Source organism: Actinomadura sp. 1N219, from assembly GCF_044326405.1.
Taxonomy (GTDB): domain Bacteria; phylum Actinomycetota; class Actinomycetes; order Streptosporangiales; family Streptosporangiaceae; genus Spirillospora.
On sequence record NZ_JBIRAY010000001.1, the window covers coordinates 1395396 to 1413059 of the forward strand.

15 protein-coding genes are annotated in these 17664 nt (G+C 72.9%); 7 read left to right on the top strand and 8 right to left on the bottom strand.

Features of this window, described 5'->3' with window-relative positions; translation table 11 throughout:
• Position 1 precedes the first annotated feature (1 nt).
• The 6 genes from hpnD (at position 2) to ACH35V_RS06335 (ending at position 6535) form a co-directional block, all read left to right on the top strand.
• Positions 2 to 862, top strand: a complete 861-nt coding sequence (gene hpnD / locus ACH35V_RS06310) for a presqualene diphosphate synthase HpnD (RefSeq protein WP_395970568.1) — start codon at positions 2 to 4, stop codon at positions 860 to 862.
• The gene (gene hpnE / locus ACH35V_RS06315) at positions 859 to 2229 is read left to right on the top strand and encodes a hydroxysqualene dehydroxylase HpnE (RefSeq protein ID WP_395970569.1); all 1371 of its coding nucleotides are present in this window, start codon (positions 859 to 861) and stop codon (positions 2227 to 2229) included. The genes hpnD and hpnE overlap by 4 nt, the downstream gene beginning before the upstream one ends.
• Positions 2226 to 3236: a polyprenyl synthetase family protein gene (locus ACH35V_RS06320; RefSeq protein WP_395970570.1), complete on the top strand. Its 1011-nt coding sequence runs from the start codon at positions 2226 to 2228 to the stop codon at positions 3234 to 3236. The genes hpnE and ACH35V_RS06320 overlap by 4 nt, the downstream gene beginning before the upstream one ends.
• A gap of 21 nt (positions 3237 to 3257) precedes the next feature.
• Positions 3258 to 5132, top strand: a complete 1875-nt coding sequence (shc, locus tag ACH35V_RS06325) for a squalene--hopene cyclase (protein WP_395970571.1) — start codon at positions 3258 to 3260, stop codon at positions 5130 to 5132.
• On the top strand, positions 5129 to 6133 hold the full coding sequence (gene hpnH / locus ACH35V_RS06330) for an adenosyl-hopene transferase HpnH (protein WP_395970572.1): 1005 nt from the start codon (positions 5129 to 5131) through the stop codon (positions 6131 to 6133). Before shc ends, hpnH begins: the two co-directional genes overlap by 4 nt.
• 75 nt (positions 6134 to 6208) lie before the next feature.
• Positions 6209 to 6535, top strand: a complete 327-nt coding sequence (locus ACH35V_RS06335) for a hypothetical protein (RefSeq protein ID WP_395970573.1) — start codon at positions 6209 to 6211, stop codon at positions 6533 to 6535.
• Here the strand turns inward: ACH35V_RS06335 and ACH35V_RS06340 are convergent, their stop codons facing one another.
• From ACH35V_RS06340 to ACH35V_RS06370, 7 genes are all read right to left on the bottom strand, one after another.
• The gene (locus ACH35V_RS06340; protein ID WP_395970574.1) at positions 6536 to 7393 is read right to left on the bottom strand and encodes an SMP-30/gluconolactonase/LRE family protein; all 858 of its coding nucleotides are present in this window, start codon (positions 7391 to 7393) and stop codon (positions 6536 to 6538) included.
• 110 nt (positions 7394 to 7503) lie between these two features.
• Positions 7504 to 7911, bottom strand: a complete 408-nt coding sequence (locus tag ACH35V_RS06345) for a DUF1257 domain-containing protein (RefSeq protein ID WP_395970575.1) — start codon at positions 7909 to 7911, stop codon at positions 7504 to 7506.
• A 13-nt stretch (positions 7912 to 7924) separates the two neighbouring features.
• Positions 7925 to 9535 (bottom strand): Hsp70 family protein, encoded by a 1611-nt coding sequence (locus tag ACH35V_RS06350; protein WP_395970576.1) that lies wholly within the window; start codon positions 9533 to 9535, stop codon positions 7925 to 7927.
• Positions 9532 to 11787 (bottom strand): hypothetical protein, encoded by a 2256-nt coding sequence (locus tag ACH35V_RS06355; RefSeq protein ID WP_395970577.1) that lies wholly within the window; start codon positions 11785 to 11787, stop codon positions 9532 to 9534. Before ACH35V_RS06355 ends, ACH35V_RS06350 begins: the two co-directional genes overlap by 4 nt.
• Positions 11788 to 13335 (bottom strand): AAA family ATPase, encoded by a 1548-nt coding sequence (locus ACH35V_RS06360; protein WP_395970578.1) that lies wholly within the window; start codon positions 13333 to 13335, stop codon positions 11788 to 11790.
• On the bottom strand, positions 13335 to 13922 hold the full coding sequence (locus tag ACH35V_RS06365) for a 4Fe-4S cluster-binding domain-containing protein (protein ID WP_395970579.1): 588 nt from the start codon (positions 13920 to 13922) through the stop codon (positions 13335 to 13337). Before ACH35V_RS06365 ends, ACH35V_RS06360 begins: the two co-directional genes overlap by 1 nt.
• Positions 13919 to 14122 (bottom strand): DUF2997 domain-containing protein, encoded by a 204-nt coding sequence (locus ACH35V_RS06370; protein WP_395970580.1) that lies wholly within the window; start codon positions 14120 to 14122, stop codon positions 13919 to 13921. The genes ACH35V_RS06365 and ACH35V_RS06370 overlap by 4 nt, the downstream gene beginning before the upstream one ends.
• A gap of 189 nt (positions 14123 to 14311) precedes the next feature.
• Here ACH35V_RS06370 and ACH35V_RS06375 point away from each other — a divergent pair, with 189 nt between their 5' ends.
• Positions 14312 to 15424 carry a serine hydrolase domain-containing protein gene (locus tag ACH35V_RS06375; RefSeq protein WP_395970581.1) on the top strand — a complete coding sequence of 371 codons (1113 nt, stop codon included), beginning with the start codon at positions 14312 to 14314 and terminating at the stop codon, positions 15422 to 15424.
• On the opposite strand, the gene ACH35V_RS06380 is transcribed toward ACH35V_RS06375, so the two are convergent.
• Positions 15402 to 17654 (bottom strand): hypothetical protein, encoded by a 2253-nt coding sequence (locus ACH35V_RS06380; RefSeq protein WP_395970582.1) that lies wholly within the window; start codon positions 17652 to 17654, stop codon positions 15402 to 15404. The genes ACH35V_RS06375 and ACH35V_RS06380 overlap by 23 nt on opposite strands.
• Between the last annotated feature and the right edge of the window lie 10 nt (positions 17655 to 17664).

Sequence of the window (17664 nt, forward strand, 5' to 3'; positions counted from 1 at the left end):
GATGGACGAAGCCAGCGCGTACCGGCATTGCGAGAATGTCGTGCGCTCCCAGGCTCGTAACTTCTCGTACGGGATCCGCCTGCTGCCCGCGCCGAAGCGGCGCGCCCTGAGCGCCGTCTACGCGTTCGCCCGCCGGGTCGACGACATCGGCGACGACCACGACGCGCCCGCCGCGACCCGGCTGGAGAAGCTCGCGGAGGAGCGCGCGCGGCTCGCCGACCCGGGCGGCGACCCGTCCGATCCCGTGCTGGTGGCGCTGGCGGACGCGGCGCGCCGCCACCCCATCCCGCTGGACGCGTTCGGCGAGCTCATCGACGGCTGCGAGGCCGACGTCCGCGGCGAGACCTACGACACGTTCGACGACCTGCTCTGGTACTGCCGGTGCGTCGCGGGCGCCGTCGGGCGGCTGTCGCTCGGCGTGTTCGGCACGTCCGACCCCGGCACGGCCGGGCCGCGCGCCGACGCGCTCGGCGTCGCGCTGCAGCTGACGAACATCCTGCGGGACGTCCGGGAGGACGGCCTCAGCGGCCGCGTCTACCTTCCCGCCAAAGACCTCGCCAAGTTCGGCTGCACCCTGCACCTGGACGAGTCGGGCCGGTTCACCGACCCGCCCGACCACCTCGTCTCCCTCGTGAGGTTCCAGGCGTCGCGGGCGGCCGAATGGTACGGGACCGGGCTGCGGCTGCTGCCGATGCTGGACCGCCGCAGCGCCGCCTGCGCCGGGGCGATGGCGGGCATCTACCGGCAGCTGCTGAAACGCATCAGGTCCGATCCGCTCGCCGCGCTGCAGACCCGGACGTCGCTGCCGGCCTGGGAGAAGGCGGCGGTGTCCGCCAAGGCGATGGCGGGGATCCACCGATGACCCCCGCGGCGGGGGACGGGCACGTCGCGGTCGTCGGCGGCGGGCTCGCGGGGATCACGGCCGCGCTTGCGCTGCAGGAGGCCGGGTTGCGGGCGACGGTCTATGAGGCGCGGCCCCGGCTGGGCGGCGCGACGCACTCCTTTGAACGCGACGGCCTCACCGTCGACAACGGGCAGCACATCTTCCTGAAATGCTGCACCGCCTACCAGGGGCTGCTGGGACGGCTGGGCGCGGCGGACAAGGTCCGCGTCCAGGACCGCTTCGACGTGCGCGTCCTCACCCCCGACGGTCCTGGCGGGCGGCTCCGCCGGGCCAAGGCGCCGGGGCCGCTGCACCTGATGCCCGCGCTCGCCCGGTACGCGCTGCTCTCGCCGGGCGACCGGCTGCGCGCCGTCCGCGCGTCGCTGGCGCTCGACCGGCTCGACCCGGACGACCCCGCGCTCGACGGGTCGAGCATGGGCGGCTGGCTCGCCGGGCACGGCCAGCGCGAACGGGCCCGGCACGCATTGTGGGAGCTGTTCGTCACGGCCGCCCTGAACATGAAGCTGGACGACGCCGCGCTCGGGCCCGCCGCGTTCGTGTGCCAGACGGCGCTGCTCGGCCGGTCCGACGCCGCCGACATCGGTGTTCCGGCGGTGCCCCTCGGGGAGCTGCACGGCACGATCGCGGCGGCGAGGATCGAGGAGGGCGGGGGGCTCGTCCGGCTCGGCGCGAAGGTCACGGCGATCGAGGACGGGCCGAAGCTCGTCGTGAACGGCGAGCCGGTGAGCGCGGACGCCGTCGTGGTCGCGGTGCCGCACCGGGTCGCGTCCTCGCTCGTCCCGGCGGGCGCGTGCCCGAACCGGGGGGAGTGGGCGGGGCTCGGGTCGAGCCCGATCGTCAACGTCCATGTCGTCTACGACAGGCCCGTGCTGGACGAGCCGTTCGTCGCCGCGGTCGACTCGCCCGTCCAGTGGGTCTTCGACCGGACGGCCATCAGCGGCCTCGCGTCCGGCCAGTACCTCGCGGTTTCGGTGTCGGCGGCCGACCGCTGGATCGACACCCCGACCGCCGAACTGCGCGACGTCTACCTCGCCGCGCTGGAGCGGCTGTTCCCGGCCGCCCGCCGCGCCCGCGTCACCGACTTCTTCGTGACGCGGGAACGGCACGCCACATTCCGCCAGAGCCCCGGCAGCGGCGCGCTGCGCCCCGCGTCCGCGACCCGGCTGCCGTGGCTGTTCCTCGCCGGCGCGTGGACGGACACGGGCTGGCCCGACACGATGGAGGGAGCGGTGCGCAGTGGTCTCAGCGCCGCCCGGCTGGTCCGGCGGCATCTGGTCGGCACGGGCACCGACGTGGGCGCCGGCGCGGGGGTGAGCCCCCGATGACCGCCGTGCCTGCCTCGATGACGGACGGGCGCGCGCTGGTGGACCGGGCGATGCGAGCGTCCGCCGAACGGCTCGACCCGATGACCCGCCGCGTCGTCGCCTACCACCTCGGCTGGACCGACGAGCAGGGCCATCCGGCCGCCGCCGGCGGGAAGGCGCTGCGCCCGGCGCTGGCGCTGCTGTCGGCCCGCGCCGCCGGGACCCCCTACGAGACGGCGCTGCCGGGCGCGGTCGCCGTCGAGTTCGTGCACGCGTTCTCGCTGCTGCACGACGACATCATGGACGGCGACCGGACCCGCCGGCACCGTCCCGCAGCGTGGACGGTGTTCGGCCCGTCCGCCGCGATCCTCGGCGGGGACGCGCTGCTGGCGCTGTCCGAGGAGCTGCTGCTGGAGGAGCAGACGCGCGGCGCGCACTGGGCGGCGCGCGCCCTGGCCGCCGCGACGCAGCGGCTCATCTCCGGCCAGGCGCTCGACCTCGGGTTCGAGCAGCGCGACGACGTCACCCTCGACGAGTGCCTGACGATGGCGGCGGACAAGACCGGCGCGCTGCTCGCCTGCGCCTGCTCGATCGGGGCGATGCTCGGCGAGGGGCCGACCCGGCTGGTCACCGCGCTGACCGGGTTCGGGTCCGAGATGGGCCTGGCGTTCCAGCTCGTGGACGACCTGCTCGGCATCTGGGGCAGCCCGGACACGACCGGCAAACCGGTCCTGGCCGACCTGCGCGCCCGCAAGAAGTCGCTGCCCGTCGTCTTCGCGCTGACCGCCGGGACCGCCGAGTCGGAGCGTCTCGCCGAGCTGTACGCGCTTCCCGGGGCGCAGTCCGAGGACGTCCTGCGGGAGATGGCGCGGCTGGTCGAGGCGGCCGGCGGACGGGAATGGGCCGCGGCCGAGGCGGACCGCCGGATCGCGTCGGCGGAGAAGCGGCTCGCCGACTCCGGCATGGACGACGACGTCCGCGCCGAATTCCGCGACATCGCACTCTTCGTCACCTCCCGGGACCACTGAACAAGCGGTTAGGAGCGCTGAATGACCACGACCGACGTGTCCGGACTGACCGGTGCCGCCGCTGCCGCCGCCGGTGCGGCCCGCGACCATCTGCTCGGCCTGCAGTCGTCCGAGGGCTGGTGGAAGGGCGAGCTGGAGACCAACGTGACCATGGACGCCGAGGACCTGCTGCTCCGCCAGTTCCTCGGCATCAGGTCGGAGCGCGAGACGGCGGAGGCGGCGCGCTGGGTCCGCTCCCAGCAGCGCGAGGACGGGACGTGGGCGAACTTCCACGGCGGGCCGCCCGACCTGTCCACGACGGTGGAGGCGTACGTCGCGCTGCGCCTCGCGGGCGACCCCGTGGACGCCGACCACATGCGCCGGGCGGCGAAGTACGCGCGGGACGCGGGCGGCATCGAGGCCACCCGCGTGTTCACCCGGATCTGGCTGGCCCTGTTCGGGCAGTGGTCGTGGGACGACCTGCCCGTCATGCCGCCCGAGCTGATGTACCTGCCGAAACGCGTCCCGCTGAACGTGTACGACTGGGCGTGCTGGGCGCGGCAGACGATCGTGCCGCTGACCGTGCTCGGGTCGCTGCGTCCCGTCCGGGCGCTGCCGTTCGACCTGCCCGAGCTGCGCGGCGGCCATCGCCCGGCGAAGGACCAGAAGGGCTGGGGACGGTTCTTCAACGGGCTCGACCGCGTCCTGCACGTGTACGAGAAGCGCCCGGTGCGGCCGCTGCGGACGGCGGCGCTGCGCCGCGCCGCCGACTGGATCATCGCCCGGCAGGAGGCGGACGGCTGCTGGGGCGGGATCCAGCCGCCGTGGGTGTACTCGCTGATGGCGCTGCACGAGCTCGGCTACGGCCTCGACCATCCCGTCATCCGGCGCGGGCTGGACGGTTTGGAACGCTTCACGATCCGGGACGAGAAGGGCCGCAGGCTGGAGGCGTGCCAGTCCCCGGTGTGGGACACCGTCCTGGCGATGAACGCGCTCGGCGACGCGGGCGCGCCCGCGGACGACCCGGCGCTGCGGCACGCCGCCGCCTGGGTCGTCGGCGAGGAGGTCCGCGGGCCGGGGGACTGGTCGGTGCGGCGGCCGGGGCTCGCGCCGGGCGGCTGGGCGTTCGAGTTCGACAACGACGGCTACCCCGACACCGACGACACCGCCGAGGTGATCCTCGCCCTGCGGAAGGTCGATTTCCCGGACGCCGAGGCGCCGATCGGGCGGGCCGTCCGCTGGCTGGAGGGCATGGCGTCCAGCGACGGCGGCTACGGGGCCTTCGACGCCGACAACACCCAGGACCTCTGCACCAAGCTGCCCTTCTGCGACTTCGGCGCGGTCATCGACCCGCCGTCCGCCGACGTCACCGCGCACGTCGTGGAGGCGCTCGCGGGCGAGGGCCGCGCGGAGTCGCCGACCGTCAAGCGGGCCGTCGTCTGGCTGCTGAAGGCCCAGGAGGCGGACGGCTCGTGGTTCGGACGCTGGGGAGCCAACCACGTGTACGGGACGGGCAGCGTCGTCCCGGCGCTGGTCGCGGCGGGCGTCGGGCGGGGCAAGTCGCCGATCAGGCGGGCGGTGGCGTGGCTGGAGCGGCACCAGAACGACGACGGCGGCTGGGGCGAGGACCTGCGCTCCTACGACGACCCGTCCTGGATCGGGCGGGGCGAGTCGACGGCGTCGCAGACGGCCTGGGCGCTGCTGGCGCTGCTCGCCGCCGGTGAACGCTCCCCGGCCGTGGACGCCGGCGTCCGCTGGCTCGTGGACAACCAGCGCCCCGACGGGACCTGGGACGAGGACCAGTACACCGGCACCGGATTCCCCGGCGACTTCTACATCAACTACCACCTCTACCGGCTGGTGTTCCCGATCAGCGCGCTCGGCCGCTATCTGTCCAAGGAGGTCCGACCATCATGAGCATGCCGCTTCGTCAAAGCGTCCGCATCGGAAGCTATATCCTCCGCAACAAGATTCGCGGCAGGGACAAGTTCCCTCTCATCGTCGAACTCGAACCGCTCTTCGCGTGCAATCTCGCGTGCGCGGGATGCGGCAAGATCCAGCACACGCACGACATTCTGAAGAAACGGATGCCGGTCGAGCAGGCCATCGCCGCCATCAAGGAAAGCGGCGCCCCGATGGTGTCGATCGCGGGCGGCGAACCGCTCATGCACCCGCAGATCGAGGAGATCGTCGGCGAGCTCGTCAAGATGAAGAAGTTCGTCTTCCTGTGCACGAACGCGCTGCTCATCCCGAAGAAGCTCGACAAGTTCAAGCCGTCGCCGTACTTCGCGTGGGCGGTGCACATCGACGGGCTGAAGGAGCGGCACGACGCGTCCGTCTGCAAGGAAGGCGTCTTCGACGACGCCGTCGCCGCCATCAAGGAATGCCAGCGGCGCGGTTTCCGCGTGACGACGAACACGACGTTCTTCAACACCGACACACCGCAGACGGTCATCGACGTCCTCAATTACCTCAACGACGACCTCAAGATCGACGAGATGATGATCTCGCCGGCGTACGCGTACGAGAAGGCGCCCGACCAGGAGCATTTCCTCGGCGTCCAGGAGACCAGGGAACTGTTCCGCAAGGCGTTCGCGGACGGGCGGCGCAAGCGCTGGCGCTTCAACCACTCGCCGCTCTTCCTGGACTTCCTCGAAGGCAAGGCGGATTTCGCCTGCACCGCGTGGGGAATCCCGTCCTACTCCCTTTTCGGCTGGCAGCGTCCCTGCTACCTGATGTCGGACGGCTACGCCCAGACGTACAAGGAACTCGTCGAGGAGACCGACTGGGACGCCTACGGACGGGGCCGCGACCCGCGCTGCGCCAACTGCATGGCGCACTGCGGCTACGAGCCCACGGCCGTCCTGAGCACGGTCAGCTCGCTGAAGGAGTCGTTGAGGGCCATCCGCGAGAAGTAGGAGGTCTGGCGAGTTCGGTCCGGGAAGTGTCGGTGGCGGGCGACATACTGGCGGTCTTCGGAGGGGGAGGTTCGTATGACGCCTGAGGAACGCTTTGACCTGCTGGTCGGCGAGCTGGAACGAAGACCGGGGATCTCACCGCCGGGCTCCGGTGGGCGGGGCGGGTTCGGCTCGTCCACGCTCCGGTGCAACAACAAGATCTTCGCGATGTTCGTGGACGGCCGGCTGGTGGTGAAGCTCCCCAAGAGCAGGGTGGACGACCTCGTCGCCGCAGGGGAGGGCGTCAGGTTCGACGGCAACAAGGGCACCCCGATGCGCGAATGGCTCAGCCTCGACCCCGGCTCCGACCTCGCCTGGCCCGACCTGGCCGAGGAGGCGATCAGCCACGTGACCCCCGCCTGATCACGGCCGGCCCACTCCCGGGACGTCCACCCGCGTGACGAGCACCTGGCCGCTGCCCGGCGTCACCAGGTCCTTCCCGGTCATGCCGAGGAACTCGGCGGTGACGATGAACAGCGACCTGCCGTCGGGGCCGCCGAGGGCGCAGGCGAAGCCGCCGCGGTCCAGCTCGACCGTGTCGAGGACGGTCCCGCCCTCGGCGACGCGCACGCACCGCTCGTTGGGCACGTCGGCGTACCAGACGGCGCCTTCGGCGTCGAGGCAGATGCCGTCCGGGGTGCCTTCGTCCGGGGTGCCTTCGCCCAGGTCGGCCCAGACGCGCCGGTTCGACAGGTCGCCGTTGTCGTCGATGTCGAAAGCCAGCAGGCAGTGCCGATGGGAGTCGGCGACGATCAGGGTGGAGTCGTCGGGCGTGACGGCCATCCCGTTGGGGAAGGCGATGTCGTCGGCGACCTGGCGGACCGTGCCGTCCGCGGCGGCGAGGTGGACGAATCCCGGCTTGAACGCGTCCGGTTCGGCCGGGTTCCAGCCGAGCCGGTTGACGTAGGCGTTGCCGCGTCCGTCGAGCGCGATGTCGTTCCAGCCCGGCTCGCCGAGTTCGGCGTGCGGGGCCAGGGTTCCGTCCGGTTCGCGGCGCAGCAGCCGTCCGGTGGCGGAGTCGACGACCAGCAGCCGCCCGTCTGGGAGGAACGCGGTGCACAGCGGCAGCGACTCCACGCGCGCGACCACCTCGCTGCGGCCTTCGAGGTCGACGGCGACGACCTCGCCTGCCGTCCAGTCGGAGAAGTACAGGCGGTCGTCGTGCCAGCGCGGCGACTCCACGAGTCCGCGTCCGTCGAGCAGCGTCCGGACCTCGGCCATGAGCGTCTCACCCCAATCCCGTTGCGCGCCTGCCCCTGTGGCGGCGTCTCACCTCCTACACGAACGGAGGCCGCCCGGATCGACACCGGCCGGAGAAGAGTTTTCGGAGATCAGGTGTAGCGGCGCAGGACCAGGCGGCGCTCGCCGTTCTCGCCGACGACGTCGGAGTCGATCTCGTAGCCGTTGTCCTCGGCGTAGCGCAGCGCCGCGGCGTGCCCGTAGGCGCGGTTGAGCCCCGCCAGCCACGCCTGGTCGAAGCGGCTCCTGTCGTACCCGCTGATGATCGCCTCGAAGGCGCCGTCCCCCCGGCGGCGGAACCCGAGGTCGTTGCTCTGCCTGCCGATGTGGCGGCGGCGGACGATCACCTCGGCGCGCTCCGGCCGGGCGTCGCCCTGATACCCGTACAGCGTCTGCGGCTCGTCGTGCGTCTCGACCGACGGGAGCCCGACCGCCGCGAGGGCCGCGGCGAGCAGATCGGCGTCGCGGAGCGTGGTGCGTACCCGGGTGAAATGTGACATGGCGGTCCTCGCTTCAGGCCAGCCGGACGACGGGCTGCCGGTCCAGTATCAGCACCTGGCGGTGCAGGTCGTAGGCGGTGACGGTCAGGCGCTTGTGCGCGTCGACGCGGAACTCCAGGCGGAAACGGTCCTGGCCCGCGGCGGCGGGCGGGTCGGCGACCAGGAACGTCGGGCTGTCCTCGTTCAGCCACAGCATCGAGCGCTCCTGGCGCTGCTGCGGGCTGACGGCCACGGCGCGCGCGCCGCCGCTCGCGTCGAAGGCGATCTCCAGCTCGGCGCCCGCGTCGCGGTAGGTGGCGTGCGCGAGCTCGTAGACGGCCAGGCCGAGCCGCCGCTGCCGGTCGTGCACCGCCTTGACGGTGATCGTCCGGACGGGCTCGGGCGTCGGGTACGCGGTGCCCGCCTCGACCAGCGTCTCGAACTCGTACGCGCCCGTCTCGCCGTCGACGTGCCGGATCGCGTAGTCGTGCTGGACGTGGTCGTACAGCTCGCTGCCTCCCGCGATCCCGGCCGCGCCGGTGGCGACCGCCTCCAGCGGACGGTCGAGGCGGACCACGTCCGGGTCGAAGTGCAGGGCGACGAGGTCCTGGACGGCGGGGATGAGGCAGCTCCCGCCGACGAGGAACACCTGCCGGAGATCGTCCACGCCGAACCCGCGCCCGGCCGCCGCCTCCAGGCACCCGCGCAGCGCCTGGTTGACGCGCCGCAGCACGCCCTTGTCGCGGAGCAGCGCGTCGAACTCGGCCCGCGTGACGGCGACCCGGTGCGTCTCGCCGGTGCGGGCGTCGCGGGCCTCGATCTCGGCCCGCGGAGCCGTGGCGAGGGCGCGTTTGGCCCGCTCGGCGGATGCCAGGAGGCGGCGGAACACCCGGTTGTTCCCGATCTGGTCGCCCGCCGGGAGGGACAGGCGCGCGGCGGCGTGCTCGGCGAGGATCGCGTCGACGGTGTTGCCGCCCAGGTCCAGGCCCCTCTTGGCGATGGTGCGGACCCCGGCGCCCGCACCGGCCGCGTCGGGTTCCTGCACGCGCACCACCGAGACGTCGAGGGTGCCCGCGCCGAAGTCGACGACGGCGAACGCGTCCCCCGGGTTGAGGCGGGAGTGGTAGCCGACGGCGGCGGCGGTGGCCTCGTCCACGACCCGCAGGCGGGCGGCGGGCAGCCCGTCCCGGACCTCGCGCACCAGCCAGTCGCGGTAGCGGTCGAACGACTCGACGGGCGCGGTCGCGACGATCTCCAGGTCGTCGTCCTCGACGGCGAGCACGGCGAGCGCCATGACGTCGCCGAGGAACCGCGTCGCGGCCTCCCTGCCGGTGATCTTGCGGTCGCCGACCTTGCGCGGCGCGTCGTAGGCGTGCCCGGACACGTTCGCCTTGGTGGACGCGAACACCGTGACGCCCGGCGTCTCGAACAGATCGGGGGTGATCTGGGAGCCGAGACGGCGGGCGGAGCCATCATCCGCGTAGGCGATGAGGGACGGCACGACCCGCTGCATCGGCCCGGGACCGGCCTCCCGCAGCACGTCGACGCCGGGCAGCGGGATCGGCGCGCCCTGGCCGTGCTCGGCGTCCCAGCCCGCGACGACCGTGTTCGCGGTGCCGAAGTCGATGCCGATACGGGTCGTCATGCGTTTCCGTTCTGCTGCCGGGACAGCGCGATGTCGGTGGGCCCGGCTGCGGGCGCCGGGCCGGTGCCCAGCGCGATGTCGCCGCCGAAACGGTGCGCCAGGCAATTGCCCAGCAGTTCGAGCGCGTCCCGCACGACGGGATCACCGATTTTCAGGCGGAGTTCGCGCGTGCGCTGGAGATCCTGCGGAGTGCAGTGCAGAAACGGCCGTTCAAGGAACGCCCGCGCCGTGGGCAAGTGGCGACTGTGGATCTCAAGGGTTTCATACTGCATTTCACCCGACGATGTGACGAGCATGTCTCCGGCCAGCGGCATGGCCAGGAACCGCCGGAATTTCGACTTCGCCTGCCCCTTGGCCTGCAGCCAGGGAATGCCGGGATGGACGCCGCCGAAATGAGGGGTCACCAGATCGGCCGTGAGTATTTGGTGGGCGAAGAACGGATCCAAGGACGCTCCCTCCCACTCCTCGACGGGCCAGCGGTCGCGGACGGGGCCGTCGTGCGCGGCGGTGCGGTGCGGCACCCCGTCCGGCGGGAGTTCCCAGATCTCGGTGTGCTGGCTGATGGTGAGCCCTTCGCGCGCGTGCCCGTGCACGGCCAGGGTGTTCGGGTCGAGGAAGGCGAGCGCGTCGACGGAGCAGTCGTCGCCCGCGAACTCGTCCGCCGGTATCTTCCGGACTTCCGCCGCGTCCTCCGTCGTCACGTAGATCTCGTTGTGGAGGTCGGAGAAGGCGATGAGCCGGGCGGCGGGAAGCGTCGTCAACTGGCATCGGTTTTGGAGGGAGACGGCAATGCCGCCCATCATCTTCCGGAACGAATGGACGGGCACAAGCCGCATTCGATCGGCGCCGGGATCCGCGAACGCCAGACCCTCCAGGTGAATCATCACCGCGCCGCGCGACGTCCTCCGCAGGTGCGGTGACATTCCCTCGGGCGAGTCGAACGTGTGCCGTTCAGGAAAGACCCGGTCGAGGCGCCAGCGGAGATCGGTCTGACGGTTGAGGAGGATCTCGTCGCCGAGGTGCAGCAGCGGATGGAGGAAACCGGAATCGGTCGTGCCGGTGACGTGCATGGTGCTTTGGCCGCTGCCGATACGCAAGGTCTCCACGTGGAGCGTCGTCGGCGTGGAGCGGCCTTCCGGCCAGCTCACGGCCAGTTCGGCGGAGTCCGGTGAGATGGACACCGCCATGCTGTTCCGCGGCGTCCCGAACCTGGTCAGGTGCTCGGCGGGCAACCGGCCGACCGTTTCGCGCAGCTCCTGCCAGGGCCGGGTTGCCAGCAGCGCGAGCAGGTCGGCGTCGTCGCCGGTGCGTTCGTCCTCCGGGAGGAGCCGCGCCGCGGCGGCGGCCTTGGCGAGGGGCAGGTCGCGGACGAGGCCGCGCAGCTCCGGCCAGCGCCGATGCTCCGCGAGATGGTGCCCGAGGTAGTCGAGTTCGGCGTCGGACAGCTCGGCGACCCGGTCGCGCCGCTCGCCCGCGACCACCACCCGGATCAGCTCGGAGTCGCCCTCGGCGGCCATGATCGTGCGCAGGTCGGCGCGGACTTCCGGGGCCGCCGTCCGGTACGCCATCGCCAGCAGCGCGCCGTCGCCGTCCAGTGCCCGATGCTGCTCATGCTGCCCGGTGCGCACGAAGAACGCGGCGCGCTCCACCTGGCCGGACGGGGCGAGATGATGCGCGACGCAGAACGCCGTGAGATCCGGCGACTCGGCGGCGGCGGTGACGGCGATGGCGCACAGGGCGTCGACGGCGTCCGGGGCGGGGTGCGCGGCCAGGCGGGCGCGGGCCCGGTCGCCGATCGGATGGTCGAAGCGTGCGGCGGCCTCGGCGAGCACGTCCGGCGGGACGTCCGTGGCGGCGTCCGCGTCATCGTCTCCGTCTCCGCGCGCCAGCCTGCTGAGGGACGCGACGCGAAGCCTCGCGTCCGGCGTGGCGGCCCGGTCCCAGCGGTCCAGGAGTGACCACAGGCGGTCGTCGTGCTCGTCCAGCCAGTCGGTCCAGGCGGCGTCGACGAGCACGCCGGGAACGGGCGACAGGACGTCCAGCAGCGGAGACGACCAGCGGCGCGCGGAGAGGGCCAGCCACGCCCGCCACAGCGTCTCGCCCAGAGGAGACCCGGCCGCCTGCGCGAACGCGCGCACGGCCGCGGGATCACCCGCCTCCGCCGCACGCACCACGGTACGGACGGCCCGCGCCCGCGCCGCCCCCGGACGCGGATAGACCCTCAGCAGCAGCAGGGCGCCCCGGACGTTCACCTACACCTCCAGCACCGGCACCTGGTGTCCGGCGGCCAGCTCGGCCTCGGTGAAGGACGCCGACTGGGCGCGTCCCTCCCGCAGCCAGGTGCGCAGGTCCTCGATGACCTCGCGCTGCGACGTGCTCAGCGGGACCGTCCGCGCCGCCGCCCGCGCGACGTCGTCCGTCGTGACGTCGCGCTCCTCGGCGAACGCCTCGTACATCGCGTCCACGATGACCTGCTCCAGCTCGGCGCCGACGAACCCGTCGCAGTCCCGCGCCAGCCGGCGCACGTCGAACGCCTCCGGCGTCCGGCCGCGTTTCCGCAGATGGACGGTGATGATCTCGCGGCGTTCCGCCTCGGTGGGCAGGTCGAGGAAGAAGATCTCGTCGAACCGGCCGCGGCGGAGCGTCTCCGGCGGCAGCGCGCTGACGTCGTTGGCCGTCGCGACCACGAACACCGGCTCCGTCTTCTCCTGCATCCACGTCAGCACGGTTCCGAAGACGCGCTGCGACGTGCCGCCGTCATGCCCGCCCGCCGCCAGCGCCTTCTCGACCTCGTCGATCCACAGCACGCACGGGGACACGGTCTCCGCCAGCCGCAGCGCCCGGCGCACCCGCTCCTCCGACTCGCCGACCAGCGAGCCGTACAGCGCGCCGACGTCCAGCCGCAGCAGCGGCAGCCGCCACAGCCCGCCGATCATCTTCGCGGTGAGGCTCTTGCCCGTGCCGGGGATGCCGATCAGCGCGATCCCCTTCGGCGCGGGCAGCCGGAACTCGCGGGCCGCGTCGCCGAAGGCGCGCTCGCGCAGCCGCAGCCACTCCTTCAGCACGCCCAGGCCGCCGAGGTCGTCGGGGCTCTCCTCGGCGGTGTAGAACTCCAGCGCCTCGCTCTCCCGGATGACGGCCTTCTTCTCCGCCACGACCGCGTCGATGTCGCGGTCGTCCAGCACGTCGTCCCGGACGATCGCCTTCGCGAACGCCTGCCGGGCCCGCGCGGCGGTGAGGCCCAGCGCCGCCTGCGCCAGCCTGCTGCGGCCCGCCGGGGTGAGGGCGCACCTCACGCCCTTGGTGTTGTCGATGAGGTGGTCGAGCTCGCGGCGCAGCGCCGCGCCGTCCGGCAGCGGCATCTCCACCACCACCGCGTCGTCGCCCAGCTCCACCGGGACGGACCGGATCGGCGTGGTCACGATCAAGGACGAGCCGGTGTAGACGAGCTTGTCGGCGAGGTTGCGCAGCCGCCGCCTGACCACCGGGTCACGCTCCCAGAACGCGTGGAAGTCCTTGAGGACGTACAGGTCGCGGCGCGCGGGCTCCTTCACCGCCAGGTCCTGGATCTTGGCGAGCACGTCCGGCGGCGAGACGGCCTTCGGGAGCTGCCGTCCCTCCGCCGATTCCAGCCCGGAGGCGACGTCCCAGGTGATCAGGTCGGCGGACGCGTCGCGGTCGCGGCGCACCCGGTCCAGCATCTGCAGCGCCCGCCGCTCCTCGACGGTGACCAGCACGATCAGCGCGACGCGGGCGCGGAGGTACAGCCGGATCTCGTCCTGGACGGAGTCCCCGCTCATCAGAGACTCCGTCCCGGCGCGGCCATGCCGGTGACCGTGACCGTCCCGGCGGTGATCGTGATCTCCAGCTCGGGGACGGCCGCCAGGTCGTCCGGGCCGTAGCGATCGGTGCGCATCCAGTACTCCTTGTTCGACGAGCCGCGCAGCCCGCGGGCCACGCGCAGCCGCTCGTTGTAGCGTCCGGCGACGACCAGGTCGGCGTCCGCGACGGCCGCCGCCCGCGCCGGGTCCGTCTCGATCTCCCGGCGGGTGAAGCCGGTCAGCACGATCACGCCTAGGCCGCCGCGCGCCTTCACCTCGGCGCAGAACGCGGCGATCGCGGCGGGCTGCTCCAGCGGCTCCCCGCCGGTCAGCGTCACGCCGTCCAGGTGCGCGGCGTCCGCCAGCACGTCCGCGGCGACGTCACCGGCCGTCCGGACGGACGCGCCGCCGCCGTCGCTCTGCGCATGCGTCTCGGGGTTGAAACAGCCGGAACACCCGAGCGCGCAGCCCTGGCTCCAGATCACGTACCGCGTGCCAGGCCCGTTGGCGACGCTGCGAGGAAGGACGGCGTGCACCCGCCACGGAACCCGTGGAGAGGAGGTCATCCCTGCCACTGGCGGTCCTGCTCGTCGGCCTCCGCCTGCTGGTACGCCTCGTCGGTGAGCTCGTGGTGTTCGACGTCCCCGCCGAGCGCCTGGACGAGCGGGTCGGTGTCGGCCAGGCACCGCGTACCGGCCACGCCCTCGACTCTCAGCTCCACGGCGCCGTCCGGCCCGATGACGATCTCGACCTTCTCCTCGGCCATCGCACACCCCTCACCGGAATCGGGCCGTCCCGAATGTCTCGTCCATTCTCCAGCAAATCCCTCCGCGGGGGATGTGCGGGGGATGTGACGTAGTACGGATTGCCGAGCGCGGAGCCGATACCCGAGAGGGACGCCCATCCGGTCCGCCCGCTCCTAGCGTGATGATCACGTGAAGAGACGGGAGAGGCCATGCTTCGCAGAGTGATCGCCGCCGGCGTCGTCGGACTGGTGGTGGCGGGGACGGTGACCGTGCCGGGGGCTACCGCGTCCGCGTCCCCGGACGACCATCGGCGGCTCAGGCAGCTGATCGAGCGGATCGCCACCGAGGACGGGGCGCCGGGCGCGATGGCGCGGGTCGAGGAGCGGGACGGCCGGACGACGATGATCAGGAGCGGCGTCGGCGACATCGAGACCGGCGCGCCGATTCCGGTGGACGGCCACTGGCGGATCGGCAGCATGACCAAGCCGTACGTCGCGACCGTGGTGCTCCAGCTCGTCGGCGAGGGGGACGTCGAGCTGGACGCGCCCGTCGACCGGTACCTGCCCGGCCTGGTCGACCGCAAGATCACCGTCCGGCACATCCTCCAGCACACCAGCGGCCTGCCGGACTACCTGAAGCACCTGTCCATGCCGGACATCATCGCGAATCCGCTCGCCCACCACGACCGGAGCGACCTGCTGGCCACCGCCCTGAAGCATCCGCCGCTGTTCAAGCCGGGCAAGGAATGGTCGTACGGCAACACCGGCTACCTGCTCGCCGGGATGCTGATCGAGAAGGTCACCGGCCGCCCGTACGGCGACGAGATCAAGCGGCGCATCCTCAAGCCGCTGGGGCTGAGCCACACGTACGTGCCCGTCGACGACTCGTTCCTGCCGTCGCCGCACCCGCGCGGCTACGTCCGCACCGCCCCGGACGCGGCGCCGCTCGACCGGACGCGGCTCAACCCCTCGGTCGCCCCGTCCAGCGGGAACATGGTGTCGACGGCGTCCGACGTGAACCGCTTCTTCAGCGCCCTGCTCGGCGGACGGCTGCTCGACCGGCCCGAGCTGCGCGAGATGAAGACCACCCGCCCCACCGGACGCGAGTCAGGGTCGAGGTACGGCCTCGGGCTGGAGCGCGTCAAGCTGCCCTGCGGCGGCCACCTGTGGGGACACGCCGGGGACTTCATCGGGTTCTCCACCCGCAGCGGCATCAACGCGGACGGCAGGACGGTCACCATCATGGCCAACCTCAAGCCCGGGAACACCGACGCGCAGGACGACGACCTGGCCGACGCCCTCACGACGGCTCTGTGCGACTGACGTCCGCCCTCGCCCCGGTCGCGGTCTCGCCGCCGGATCGGGGCTCGCGGTCGGCGGGCGGCCGGTCGGCAGGCGCTCGGGTGGCGGGCGGCCGGTCGGCGGGCGCTCGGTCGGCGGGCGCTCGGGCGCAGGTGAGGGCGACGAGCGGCAGCAGCGTGACGAGCCCGAACGTCACCAGCCGGATGCCGTAGTCGTTGACCACCGCGCCGATCGCGCACGTGGTCAGGACCGCCGCGAGCGTGGGACGCAGCGTCGGCCACGCGCGCAGCGCCGCGTCGAGGCAGCCGGGCGAGAACCGGCCCGGCCACGCCACCGTCACCACCAGGACGGCCAGGACGAGCGCGGTCCCCCAGGCCAGCGGCCCGCCCGCGAGCGAGCCGAGCGCGTACCCGGCCTTGCGCTCGACGAGCTGCCAGGCCTGCCCTTCGAGGACGTCCTGGACGAACCGTCCGGCATGGGTGCGCGAGGCGGCGGGACGCAGCCAGTCCGCCACCGCGACGGCCGCGACCGCCGCCACCGCCGCCGACCCGACCGCGATCAGCCGCACCAAGGTCAGCCGCACCCCGGCGACCGCGAAGCCCAGCACCGCGACGCCCGGGATCAGGGCCAGCCCGCCGCCGACGTCCGCGCCCCAGGACGGCCACGTGTCGACGCCGACGGCCACGGCGCCGATCACCGCGACCGCCGCGGTCGCGGCCCGCCGCCGTCCGCGCTCGATCAGCTCGGCCGCCGCCGCTCCCGCCAGCACCAGCGCGGCGACGGAGAACACGGCGAACGTGGAGTTGCCGAACCCGTAGTACCGCCCGCCGTACAGCGCGGACGGGCCGAACGGGCTGGCGCGGTGCAGCAGCGTGCCGGTCGCCGCGTCCACGACCAGGACGCTGAAGGTCAGCAGGCTGACGGCCAGCGGCACCCGCCACAGCGGGCGCGCGGGCAGCAGCCACACCGGCACCGCCGTCACCGCGAGGGTGAACAGCAGTGCGCCCCAGAGCGCCGCGTCCTGGAACGGGGCGTGCCACCACCGCGTAAGCGACATCAGATACACCGACGCCGGCAGCACCGAGAGGACGAGCGCCGCGTAGATGAATCCGCGCTTCTGCCACGGTTTCGGCGTCCGGCCGCGGCGTGCGGTGATCACCGCGGCGCCGTACAGGACGAACTGTGTCGTAGCCACCACCAGCAGGAGCAGCCCCGCCCAGCGCCGCAGCGTCTGGTCGGTCGTGGTCACGGCCCCCAGCTCGTGGACGGTCGTGGTCGGGTCGGCGGGACGCGCGCGGCCCAGCGAGATCGGCGCGCCGCTGAACTCCGCGGGCTCGGGCGCGCCGACCGCGTCGAGGATGGTGCTCGGGACGTCCAGCAGCCGCACGACCCCGCCCCAGCGGGTCGAGGTGACCGTGAGCAGCGCCGGGTCGTCGCGCGACGCCGTCGCCGGACCGGCGACCATGCTCACCGCCAGATGCGGCGTCCCGCCCGGCGGCTCGGTGACGCCCTGGACCAGCACGGTCGTGCCGCCGTCCAGGCGTTCCAGGACGCTGCCCGCGAACGCGTCGATCCTCGCCAGGGAGTTGAGCCGTCCCGAACCGGACTCCACGACCTGGCCGCCGTCGATCACCGTGACGGGGCAGCGGAGCGCGGCGTCGTCCACGGTGGCGCTGTAGCGTGCGACGGTCCCGTCCGGACGCGCCAGCGCGACGGCGGCGGCGGGGCCGATGGCGGTCTCGCATCCTTCGTGCTCGGCCAGCGCCTTACCGAGTTCTCCAGGGTGCGGTGAGAACTCCGACCGGGACTGCGCCTCGACGAGCTCGTCCCACCGCCCCACGCGCGCCTCGCCGCCGCCCCTGCCGTCGCCGTCGCCAGCGCCCGTGACCTTGGGGAGGGGCTCGCATTCGCCCTCGTCCGAGCGGGGCCCCGCGCTGGACTGGCCCGCCGACAGCGACAGCCATCCATCCGCCGCGCAAGCCGAGCCGCCGGTCGTGCGCACCGTCGCGGCACCGGCCGCGGCGCCCGCGCCGCCGGTGAGGAGCCGCCACAGGTGCGGGGTCTGGTCCTCGCGGATGTCGCCCCACGCCAGGCCCGCGACGCCGATGACCACCACCGGCGCCCGCACCGGACGGACGTCCCCGCCCGACCGTCCCGCGATCTGCGCCGCCGCCGACCCGACGACCAGGCACAGCAGCACGGCCGCCCACGCCACCGCGATCCCGGCCCGCCGCCGGCGCTCATCGATCATGACGGCTCAC

What these genes read in the sequence shown, in the direction of transcription:
- hpnD (WP_395970568.1), top strand. Translation starts at nt 2, where the DNA reads ATGGACGAAGCCAGCGCGTACCGGCATTGCGAGAATGTCGTGCGCTCC.
- hpnE (WP_395970569.1), top strand. Translation starts at nt 859, where the DNA reads ATGACCCCCGCGGCGGGGGACGGGCACGTCGCGGTCGTCGGCGGCGGG.
- ACH35V_RS06320 (WP_395970570.1), top strand. Translation starts at nt 2,226, where the DNA reads ATGACCGCCGTGCCTGCCTCGATGACGGACGGGCGCGCGCTGGTGGAC.
- shc (WP_395970571.1), top strand. Translation starts at nt 3,258, where the DNA reads ATGACCACGACCGACGTGTCCGGACTGACCGGTGCCGCCGCTGCCGCC.
- hpnH (WP_395970572.1), top strand. Translation starts at nt 5,129, where the DNA reads ATGAGCATGCCGCTTCGTCAAAGCGTCCGCATCGGAAGCTATATCCTC.
- ACH35V_RS06335 (WP_395970573.1), top strand. Translation starts at nt 6,209, where the DNA reads ATGACGCCTGAGGAACGCTTTGACCTGCTGGTCGGCGAGCTGGAACGA.
- ACH35V_RS06340 (WP_395970574.1), bottom strand. Translation starts at nt 7,393, where the DNA reads ATGGCCGAGGTCCGGACGCTGCTCGACGGACGCGGACTCGTGGAGTCG.
- ACH35V_RS06345 (WP_395970575.1), bottom strand. Translation starts at nt 7,911, where the DNA reads ATGTCACATTTCACCCGGGTACGCACCACGCTCCGCGACGCCGATCTG.
- ACH35V_RS06350 (WP_395970576.1), bottom strand. Translation starts at nt 9,535, where the DNA reads ATGACGACCCGTATCGGCATCGACTTCGGCACCGCGAACACGGTCGTC.
- ACH35V_RS06360 (WP_395970578.1), bottom strand. Translation starts at nt 13,335, where the DNA reads ATGAGCGGGGACTCCGTCCAGGACGAGATCCGGCTGTACCTCCGCGCC.
- ACH35V_RS06365 (WP_395970579.1), bottom strand. Translation starts at nt 13,922, where the DNA reads ATGACCTCCTCTCCACGGGTTCCGTGGCGGGTGCACGCCGTCCTTCCT.
- ACH35V_RS06370 (WP_395970580.1), bottom strand. Translation starts at nt 14,122, where the DNA reads ATGGCCGAGGAGAAGGTCGAGATCGTCATCGGGCCGGACGGCGCCGTG.
- ACH35V_RS06375 (WP_395970581.1), top strand. Translation starts at nt 14,312, where the DNA reads ATGCTTCGCAGAGTGATCGCCGCCGGCGTCGTCGGACTGGTGGTGGCG.
- ACH35V_RS06380 (WP_395970582.1), bottom strand. Translation starts at nt 17,654, where the DNA reads ATGATCGATGAGCGCCGGCGGCGGGCCGGGATCGCGGTGGCGTGGGCG.